At 70.4% G+C, this 8,829-nt stretch carries 11 protein-coding genes; 3 read left to right on the top strand and 8 right to left on the bottom strand.

Features of this window, described 5'->3' with window-relative positions; translation table 11 throughout:
* The 4 genes from safA to ACFO6Q_RS00310 all read right to left on the bottom strand — a co-directional run.
* Positions 1-204: SafA/ExsA family spore coat assembly protein (gene safA, locus ACFO6Q_RS00325; protein WP_380018479.1), on the bottom strand; the 204-nt coding region annotated here is incomplete at its 3' end.
* Between the two features lie 219 nt (positions 205-423).
* The gene (locus ACFO6Q_RS00320) at positions 424-846 is read right to left on the bottom strand and encodes a DUF2501 domain-containing protein (RefSeq protein ID WP_380018478.1); all 423 of its coding nucleotides are present in this window, start codon (positions 844-846) and stop codon (positions 424-426) included.
* 159 nt (positions 847-1,005) lie between these two features.
* On the bottom strand, positions 1,006-2,379 hold the full coding sequence (locus ACFO6Q_RS00315; RefSeq protein ID WP_380018477.1) for a DUF697 domain-containing protein: 1,374 nt from the start codon (positions 2,377-2,379) through the stop codon (positions 1,006-1,008).
* A gap of 232 nt (positions 2,380-2,611) precedes the next feature.
* Positions 2,612-4,117, bottom strand: coding sequence for a PAS domain S-box protein (locus ACFO6Q_RS00310; protein WP_380018476.1), 1,506 nt, complete (start codon positions 4,115-4,117; stop codon positions 2,612-2,614).
* A 180-nt stretch (positions 4,118-4,297) separates the two neighbouring features.
* Here ACFO6Q_RS00310 and ACFO6Q_RS00305 point away from each other — a divergent pair, with 180 nt between their 5' ends.
* The 3 genes from ACFO6Q_RS00305 to ACFO6Q_RS00295 are packed head-to-tail and all read left to right on the top strand — an operon-like array spanning position 4,298 to position 5,077.
* Entirely contained in the window at positions 4,298-4,504 is a 207-nt protein-coding gene (locus ACFO6Q_RS00305) for a hypothetical protein (RefSeq protein ID WP_380018475.1), read from the top strand.
* Complete coding sequence (locus ACFO6Q_RS00300; RefSeq protein ID WP_380018474.1) at positions 4,501-4,839, top strand: BON domain-containing protein; 339 nt, start codon at positions 4,501-4,503, stop codon at positions 4,837-4,839. The genes ACFO6Q_RS00305 and ACFO6Q_RS00300 overlap by 4 nt, the downstream gene beginning before the upstream one ends.
* Before the next feature lie 40 nt (positions 4,840-4,879).
* Positions 4,880-5,077 (top strand): CsbD family protein, encoded by a 198-nt coding sequence (locus tag ACFO6Q_RS00295; RefSeq protein ID WP_380018473.1) that lies wholly within the window; start codon positions 4,880-4,882, stop codon positions 5,075-5,077.
* Positions 5,078-5,272: 195 nt separating this feature from the next.
* Here ACFO6Q_RS00295 and ACFO6Q_RS00290 read toward each other — a convergent pair whose 3' ends face one another.
* From ACFO6Q_RS00290 to ACFO6Q_RS00275, 4 genes are read right to left on the bottom strand one after another with little or no spacing between them, the layout of a single operon-like run.
* Positions 5,273-5,818 (bottom strand): YceI family protein, encoded by a 546-nt coding sequence (locus ACFO6Q_RS00290; RefSeq protein WP_380018472.1) that lies wholly within the window; start codon positions 5,816-5,818, stop codon positions 5,273-5,275.
* 21 nt (positions 5,819-5,839) lie between these two features.
* Positions 5,840-6,412, bottom strand: coding sequence for a cytochrome b (locus tag ACFO6Q_RS00285; RefSeq protein ID WP_380018471.1), 573 nt, complete (start codon positions 6,410-6,412; stop codon positions 5,840-5,842).
* Positions 6,396-7,022 (bottom strand): YceI family protein, encoded by a 627-nt coding sequence (locus ACFO6Q_RS00280; RefSeq protein ID WP_380018470.1) that lies wholly within the window; start codon positions 7,020-7,022, stop codon positions 6,396-6,398. The genes ACFO6Q_RS00285 and ACFO6Q_RS00280 overlap by 17 nt, the downstream gene beginning before the upstream one ends.
* 59 nt (positions 7,023-7,081) lie before the next feature.
* Positions 7,082-8,581, bottom strand: coding sequence for a GTPase (locus tag ACFO6Q_RS00275; protein ID WP_380018469.1), 1,500 nt, complete (start codon positions 8,579-8,581; stop codon positions 7,082-7,084).
* Positions 8,582-8,829: the final 248 nt, after the last annotated feature.

The following is an 8,829-nucleotide window of genomic DNA, read 5'->3' as shown; positions in this document are numbered from 1 at the left end:
GCCGCCGGAGGGAATCGACAGCGACTGGCCCGGGTAGATCACGTCCGGATTGCGGATCTGCGGATTCGCCGCGAGCAGGCTCTGCAGCGAGACGCCGTTGCGCTCGGCGATGCCGGACAAGGTGTCGCCACGCTGGATCGTGTAGTCGTTGCTGCTGCTCTGGGCGGCGAACGCGCGGTTGCCGGATACGGCGCTGACGGACATGGTCGAGCCTCGCAGGATGGATTGGTCTGCGAGTGGGCCACATCCGCCTCGCCGCTCCCATCCGAATGTTCCCTAGCTAGGGTCTGCCCTAGGGGCGGGTTCGGCGGGAAGATTCAGGCGAAAGGGCGGCCACGCGAACGCGTCTTCGGCTCGCCGGCGGCTCCGCGGGCCGGCGAGTGAAGACGCAGGAATCGCGCAGCGGGCTTCGCCGGCGGAGGGCTAGAGGAAGGACTTGGCGTGGTCCAGCACGCTGGCGCAGGCTTTCTTGGTCAGCTTGTCCTTCATGCCGCCGAGCTGGCCGCCGCCGAGATTGCCCAGGTCGACGCTCTTGCCGTCGCCGGTCTTAAGCACGCCCTTGGCGCCGTCGGCGTAGTCGGACTTGTCGCTTTCCGAGGCGTCGTCGCCGCCGACCTTGCCGAGCAGCTTGTCCTTCAGTCCGCCGGCGGCGTCGCCGCCGAGATAGTTGTTCTTCACGCAGTATTCGATGACGCCGGCGGCGTTGCCGGCACTGCCCGAGGCGACCGAGGACAGATCCGCGCCGCCGGCGGCGCCCTTGAGTGCGTCCAGCCCCTGCGCGGCCGCGACGCCGCACAGGCCGACGCAGCCGCCCACGGCGAGCGCGAGAACGATCTTCGACTTCATGGCGATGACCTCCGTTCGGAAGAAGCGCGCGGCACGATGCCGCGCGGCGGAGGGGACTGTGCTCGCCGTCGCCTTAGGAAGACGTGAATCCGCGCCGGCGTTTCCGGCCGCGGCCCGGCCGGATCCGCGATCCGCGTCGGCAGGGGGACAGGCAGCGGCTCAGGCTCGCCCGGGCGTGCCGCGCAGGCGCTTGAGGATTTCCGTGCGCGCCTCGCGCAGGATCGAATCGCGGTCGAGATCCTCGACGATGCCGGCGACGACGCGCTTGGGTCCCTGTTCGCCCCAGGACTTGCCGGCGACGAGGTATTTCTCCGCCGCGCGACCGACCAGTTCCGTCGCGTACCAGGCCAGCGCGCCCTGCGCGCCGGCGGTGACCACCGTCGACAGCCCCGCGCTGACGCCCTTCAGCGCCGAAGCGACCAGGTGCACGCCCCAGATCGCGCCCATCAGCGCGGCGAGCTGCGCGCTGATCACCGCGATCAGCGTGCCGGCCTCGCTCTTGGTCAGCGGCAGGCCGTAGACGCGCCCGAGGTGCATGACCAGCGCCGCGTCGAGCGCGCCGGCGGCGAGCAGGTCGGCGACGGGGATCGGATTGAGCGCGACCGCGACCGCCTTGGCCAGGCAGTACTGGCGGATCACCTTCGCGGCGAGATCGCGGCGCGCCTCGGCGATGCGCGCGCCGACCTGGTCCGACACGCGGCCGGCGAACAGGCTTGCATTGAGCGCGGCCAGCGTCTTGCCTTCGCGCTCGACGATGACGGCCAGTCGCGCGCGCAGCGGTTCGAGTTCCGGCGCGCGCTCGGCCAGCTCGGCGCGCTCGCTGCCGTCGGCGTCGACGCGGATGCGCTTGAGCGGCGCCGGCTGCGCGCTGATCGCCACCACGTCTTCGGCGCGCACCAGGCCCTGCGCATGCTCGCGCAGGCGTTCGAGCAGGCGTTCGCGTTCGTCCTCGCCGTAGCGGTCCGACTTGTTCAGCGCGAGCAGCAGCGGCCGTTCGGTGCGTGCGAGCAGCTGCAACGCGTCGCGTTCGCGCTGGGTCATGTCGCCGTCGACGACGAACACGACCAGATCGCTGACGCCGGCCACCTCGAAGGCAAGGCGTTCGCGCGCTTCGCCGTCGAGTTCGTCGATGCCGGGCGTGTCGATCAGGTGCACGCCGCCGCCGGCGACCTCGCGCCACAGGCGCTGGCCGGCCTCGCGCGTGGTGCCGTGCAGGACGCCGACGGTGAACGCGTCCTCGCCGAGCAGCGCGTTGGCCAGCGCCGACTTGCCGACGCTGACGCGACCGAACACGGCGATGTGCAGCTCGCCGCGCTCGAGCTTGCCGAGCATCGCCTCGAGCCGCGCGAAGTCGGCGGCGAGTCCGCCGCGCACGGCGGCGGGAATCTGCGCATCGTCGAGCAGGGCGCGCAGGCTCGCCGCAGCCTGCGCGTGATGCGCTTCGCCGCGAGGCGAATCCGCCGAGGGTGCCTGCGCTTGCGCGCGCGTGAACCGGCGTTGCAGGCGCTGCCAGAGAGTGCGGGGAGGATCCATCAGCGCTGCGCCACTCCTTTCGTGTCGATTCCGCCGGCGCCCGCTGCGGCGAACGACGCCGTTGCGCAGCGCCTGCGGGACAGTCGCCGCCACGCGAGCGGTCTTTTCGTCAACGTTCGCCTCCCGTGCGCAATCGGATCGCTGCGGGATGCGCCGTCGCCGCCCGCGGCATCCGTGGGCGGCGCCAGTATGCCGGTGTTTCGCGCGACTTCAAACGCGGCGCAAGCCGGCATCATTTCGGCGTGCGGCGCGTCCGCTTCGCCGGCGGCTCGTAGCCGACGATGCCGCGCTCGCGCGCCCACACCACCGCCGCGCTGCGGCGGTGCACGTCGATCTTGGAATAGATCGTGGCGACGTGGTTGCGCACCGTGTGCCGCGACATGCGCAGCGTGCGCGCGATGTCGGCGTCGCTCAGCCCTTCGCAGATCAGGCCGAGCACTTCGCGTTCGCGCGGAGTCAGGTCGGCGAGTTCGCCCTGGCCGTCCTTCGAGCCGCTGCGGCGTGCGAGTGCGAGTTTCTCGATCACCGTGCGGCTGAACCAGGAGGCGTCCTGCATCACCGCTTCGATCGCCGTGATCAGCTCGGCCTCCGACCGCTTGCGCTGCGTGATGTCCTGGAAGGCGCACAGCGCGCACGGTTGATCGTCGATCGACACCGCTTCGGCCGAGGCGAGGCAGTCGATCGTCGAACCGTCGCGGCTGCTCAGCGCCATCTCGCGGCCGCGCACGCTGCCGCTCCGTTCCACCTGCGCGAGCAGGGCGGCGAAGACCCGCGCGTCCTGCCATACGGCCAGTTCGGTGGCGTCGCCGCCGGTCAGCTGGTCCTTGGGGTAGCCGGTGCCGGCGAGGAAGGCTTCGTTCACCTCGATCAGCCGCGCGGGCGAAAGCGTGGTCAGCATCATCGGGACCGGCGCCAGGCGGAAGGCGGTGGCGAATCGGCGCTCGCTGTGGCGCAGCGCATCCTCGGCCTTCTTGCGCAGGTCCAGGTCGATGAAGGTGAACAGCACGCACTCTTCCTCGCCCAGCGGAATCGGCTGGCCGGCGACGATGACGAACTTGGACGATCCGTCCGGCAGCTTCAGCGTCGCTTCGGTCTGCGCGATGGTGCGGCCGGCGTGCAGGTCCGCGATCGCCGCGTCGCGCTGCGGCGCGTCTTCGAGCACGTCGATCTCGTAGGCCGAGTGGTCGAGCACGTCCTCGCGCCGGTAGCCGGTCATTTCCAGGAAACCGTCGTTGACCTTCACGTAGCGCAGGTCGGCCACGCGGCAGATCAGGGCCGGCGCCGGGTTCGCCGCGAACGTGCGCTCGAAGCGCTGCTCGGCCTCGTAGCGCTCGCTCACGTCCTGGATCGCCAGCACCAGCGATTCGACGTCGCCGGCGGCGTCGGTCAGCGCCAGGCTGCGCACCTGGTGGATGCGGCAGAAGTCGAGGTCGTCGCGCCGCGTCACCTCGACCACCAGGTCGGCGAACGCCTCTGCGCGCAAGGCGCGCCGGATCGGGTACTGCGCCACCGGCAGCTCGTGGTGGTTGCGGTAGCGCAGGCGGAAGGTGCGCGCGTACGCCGCCGCGCTCTCGCCGAACTGCGCCAGCGTTTCGACGCCGTGGATCGCCAGCGCGGTCTCGTTGGCCCAGACCACGGCACCCGCCGGGTCGATCAGCACGATGCCTTCGGACAATCCCGAAACGATCTGCTGCAGCTGGTGCCGGTCGACCGGCGGCTTGCGGGTCCTGCTGGGCATCGTGTGCTCCGTCCGCGGCGCGGCGACGTGGGGGCGACGGTAGCAAAGCAATCCGCCGTGCCGGGGGAGCAGAAAGTACTAGATCGGGAGGGGCAATGTTCTGTGGTCGCTGTCCGCCAGCGGGCCTACCGTCGAAGCCGTTCGTCCAAGTCGGCCGAACTCGACTTCAGGAGACAAGCCATGAACGTCCACCCGAAATCCGATCCTTCCTCCCATTCCACGCCCAGGCCGGGCCAGGGCAATCCGGGCCCGGACCGCCCGGACCGCGGCAACGACCGGCCCGACCGGGACCGGCCGGAGCGCGACCGGCCCGGACGCGAGGACGACACCCCCGACGACGCGTCGCAGGGAGATCCGCGCAAGTCCGGCACGGGGAGGGGCGCATGAAGAAGGCGTCCTCGCTCCTGCCGCTCGCCGCCGCGGCGGCTCTGTTCGCGTCGGTGCCCTCGATTTCGTTCGCGGCGCCGCCGGCGGCCGGGAATGCCGACGAGAGGGATTCCGAGCAGCCCGTCACCGACACCTGGATCACCAGCAAGGTGAAGGCCGAGCTGGCCACCACCGAGGGCGTGCACAGCCTCGACATCAGCGTCACCACGGTCAACGGCGTCGTCACGCTCACCGGCGTGCAGCCGACCGACATCGCGGTGAAGAAGGCGGTCGCCGCGGCCGAAGGCATCAAGGGCGTCAAGAAGGTGGATTCGTCCGGCCTGAAGGCGAAGTGACGATCCGTTCCCCCGATCCATTTTCCGAGGAGTCATCACCATGAACGAAGACAAGATCAAGGGTCAGTGGAAGCAGCTGACCGGCTCGCTGAAGGCGAAGTGGGGCAAGCTGACCGACGACGACGTGAAGGTCGCCGAAGGCAACAGCGAGTACCTCGCCGGCAAGCTGCAGGAGCGCTACGGAATCGCCCGCGAGGAAGCGGAAAAGCAGATCAAGGAATTCGAACGCTCGCTGTGACCGGCAGGGGGCGGCGCCGCTGGCGCCGCCCCGTTACGTTTCCCGCCGCGAATCCGGAGGAGCCGCATGCGCAAGTACGTGTTCGCCTGGCTGCTGGGCGTTCCGCTCGGCCTGCTGGTACTGATCTACGCGTTCACCCATCTGTTCTGAAAAACCGTGCGTAGGCGCCGCCGGGCGCCTGCGCCACGGCCGGCGCTACTTGCCGCTCAGCACCAGGTGCCCGTGCACCGGCACCTCGGCGCCGACGTCGGACCAGTCGCCGCCGGCGCCGAGGCCGTAGTCGGCACGCTTGAGCACGGTGTCGACGTCGAGCGTGGCGCTGTCGCCGCTGTCGGCGAACTTGACCTTCAAGGTGACCGGCTGCGTCTTGTCGCGGATCGTCAGCTTGCCCTTGGCCTCGACGCCGTCGGCGCCCTGCGCGAAGGATTCGGTGACGAAGTGCGCCTTCGGCGTCTTCTTGACGTCGAAGAAGTCCTCGCCGTGCAGCGAATCGTCGCGGTCGCCGTTGCCGGTGTCGGCGCTGGCGAGGTCGATCGTCACGTCGAACTTCGACTTGGACAGGTCCTTGGCGTCGTAGGCGATCGTCGCGTCGAACTTCTTGAACCTGCCGTCGAAGCCCTCGCCCTGGTAGCTGCCCTTGAAGCCGAGCGTGCTCTTGGCGGCATCCACCTGCCAGTCGCGCGCGAAGGCGGACAGCGGCAGCAGCAGGGCGGCACAGACCAGCGAACGCAGCATCGTCATCGTCGTACTCCTTCAGGATTTTCAGGAAAGCCCGCGCGCACGCGAACGCCACGGCAGCATGCGCGCCAGCGTTTCGTCGCGATTGTGGAAATGATGGACCAGGGCGGCGGCGGCGTGGCCGGCCGCGACCAGGATCAGCACCCAGAACAGCAGCTCGTGCGCGCCTTCGGCCCATTCCTTGACCGCCTCGTTCTTGCCGCCGGTCAGGTTCGGCATCGGAAACAGGTTGAACCAGTACAGCGGACGCAGGCTCGAAGCGGAATCGAACAGCCAGCCCGACAGCGGCACGGCGAAGATCAGCGCGTAGAGCAGGGCGTGGCCGAAGCGCGCGCCGAGCGCCTGCCAGTGCGGCATGCCGGGAACGTCGCGCGGACGCGTGTCGAACAGGCGCCAGACCAGGCGCAGCACGGCAAGGGCGAGGATCGTGATGCCCAGCGACTTGTGGAACGAGTAGACCGGGATCGAGCTCGGCCGCTTGGGCAGCTCGACCATGACCAGGCCGATGACGGCCTGGGTCAGGATCAGCAGGACGATCGCCCAGTGGAAGAACTTGGCGACGCTGCCCCAGCTCGTCGCATCACTTTTCAGCGCCATCGTTTCCTTTCTCCTTGCCGGGTGCGGCGGCGTCGCCGTCGCGGATGCCTTCGATCTCCAGCCGCAGCGCGACGTCTTCGCCGACCACTTCGGCGTAGCGCTTCATGCCGAACGCCGAGCGCTGCAGCACCGCCGTCGCCGAGAAGCCGGCCTTGCGCTTGAACAGGTACGGGTCGCTGCCGATGCGGTTCAGCGTGAAGGCGACGTCGACCGGCCGGCTCTCGCCGCGGAAATACAGGTCGCCGTGGATCACGCCGGTGGCGGCGCCGGTCTTCTCGACGCTGCGGCTGACGTAGCGCGCGATGGGCCAGCGCTCGACGTCGAGGAACTGGCCGGACTTCACCGTGTCGTTCCACTTGCCGTCGCCCAGGTCGGCGCTGGCGAGGTCGATCGTCACGTCGACGCGGCTGGCGCTCCAGTCCTGCGCGTCGAAGGCGAACCAGCCGTCCTTGACGCGCAGGCGCCCGAGCGGATGCGAGAAGCCCTGGTGCGCGGCGCTGAACCAGAGCTGCGTGTGGACCGGATCGAAGCGATAGGTTTCCGGCGCGGCCACCGCCGGCGCCGGCAGGGCCGACGCGGCGAGCACGAGCATCGTGACGACGGAACGCATGTGCGGCAGCTTGGCAAAAAGCCGTGACCCGCGCCAGCGCCGCCGCGTGAACGCTGAATTCACCGATCGGCCGTATCGGTGCCGTCGCCGCGCACGGCTTCCCAGGCGATCCGCGCGACGCGCTCGACGCGTTCGCGCGCCGGTTCGGCGAGCAGCACGCGCACGCGCGTCTCGACGTCGGCGGCGTCGAGCGAGGCGCGCTCGGCCAGGGTCGCGGCGAGCGCGTTGCCGAGGCTGTCGAACACCAGGCCGTAGGCGATCGCGTGCAGCACGCCGCCGCCGAGCGTGCCCAGGCCGGGAAAGGCCTTCAGCGCGTTGCCGGCGATGGCGAGCACGATCGCGGTGGTGCTGCGCACCGTCAGCCCGACGCGCGCCAGCAGCGCCTCGACGTCGAGTTCGCGGATCGGCACGCCGTGGATGCGCGCCAGTTCGCGCACCAGCGCGGTGCCGAGCGCGCCCTGGATGAGGATGTCGCTGCCGGGCGCGACCGCGGCCAGCGCGCCGACCACGGCGCGGCGCGTGTACTTGGTCACCGTCTCGGCCGACTCGCGCGCGGCGACCGCGCGCGACAGTTCGTCGCTGCGGCGGCCGACCTCGGCCAGCACGGCGGCCTCGCGCGCGGGTTCGAGCGCGGCCGCGCCGGCCCGCGCGAATCCGTCCAGCGCTTCCTGAAGCGCGGCAATGTCGGCAGTGCGTTCGCGCTCGACCTTCTCGCGCCGGCCGTCGGCGAGCGTGCGCTCGTAGCGCTCGCTGCCGCCGGCGCTGATCGCCACGATCGCGCGCGCCTGCTTCGCGTAGCGCTGCGCGAAGCGGCGCAGCAGCGCGTCGCGTTCGGCATCGGAGTACAGGTCGGCCTTGTTCAGCGCGAGCACGATCGGTTTGCCGAAACCGGCCAGCCAGGTCAGCTCGGCGTCCTGCGCGCGGGTCAGGTCCGACGCGCACAGATAGATCGCCGCGTGCGCGCGCAACGCCTCGTCGCGCGCCAGCTGCTCGTGCACCTGGCCGTCGACCTCGCCGCTGCCGGGTACGTCGGCGAGGATCAGCTCGCGGCCGTCGGGAAGCACGCCGCGGTGGTGCGCGACCGCGCGCGTGGTGCCGCCGCGCACGTCGATCTGCGGCGCGGCTTGCGGCGCGAGCGCGCGGATCAGGCTGGACTTGCCGGTGGAGATCTCGCCGAACAGCGCGACGTAGATCTCGCCGAGGTCGCGGCGGCGGTCGAGCTCGACCAGCTCGGCTTCGAGCGCTGCGGTCTCGGCGCGGCGCCGGCGCAGCGTGTCGAGGCGCGCGTCGACGTCGCTGCGCGACACCGGAATCGGCGCGCGCGCGGACGTCTTCGGCGCCGGGCGTGCCAGCCGCCACAGCAGCCAGGCCAGCGCGCCGACGGCGAGCGCGACCGCCGCGATCAGCGGCAGGCGCAGCCACAGCGGCAGCTCGACCAGGCGCTGGTAGAACTCGAGCAGGCTGTTGAGCGTCGCCACGACCAGGCCGATCAGCACGGCGCCGCCGACGGCGATCGCGGCGAACAGGATCAGGCGGAGCGGAAGACGCGGCTTGGACATGGACGATCCTGGCGGACGGCGGCATTCTAATGCGATCGTCCGTGATCGCCGCGCGCCGGAGGCTTGTGGGTTCGGGTCGCTCGAGCTTTCGGTGGAATCCAGAAGCGGCCATCCATGGCCGCACTTTTCATGGATCGTGCGATCGTCCGTGATCGCCGCGCGCTGGAGGCTCGTGGGTTCGGGTCGGTCGAGCTTTCGGTGGAGTCCAGAAGCGGCCATCCATGGCCGCACTTTTCATGGGAAGCAAG

This window comes from Dokdonella ginsengisoli, from assembly GCF_042652785.1.
GTDB classification, from domain to species: Bacteria; Pseudomonadota; Gammaproteobacteria; order Xanthomonadales; family Rhodanobacteraceae; genus Dokdonella_A; species Dokdonella_A ginsengisoli.
This window is presented reverse-complemented; position numbering and strand designations above follow the sequence as displayed.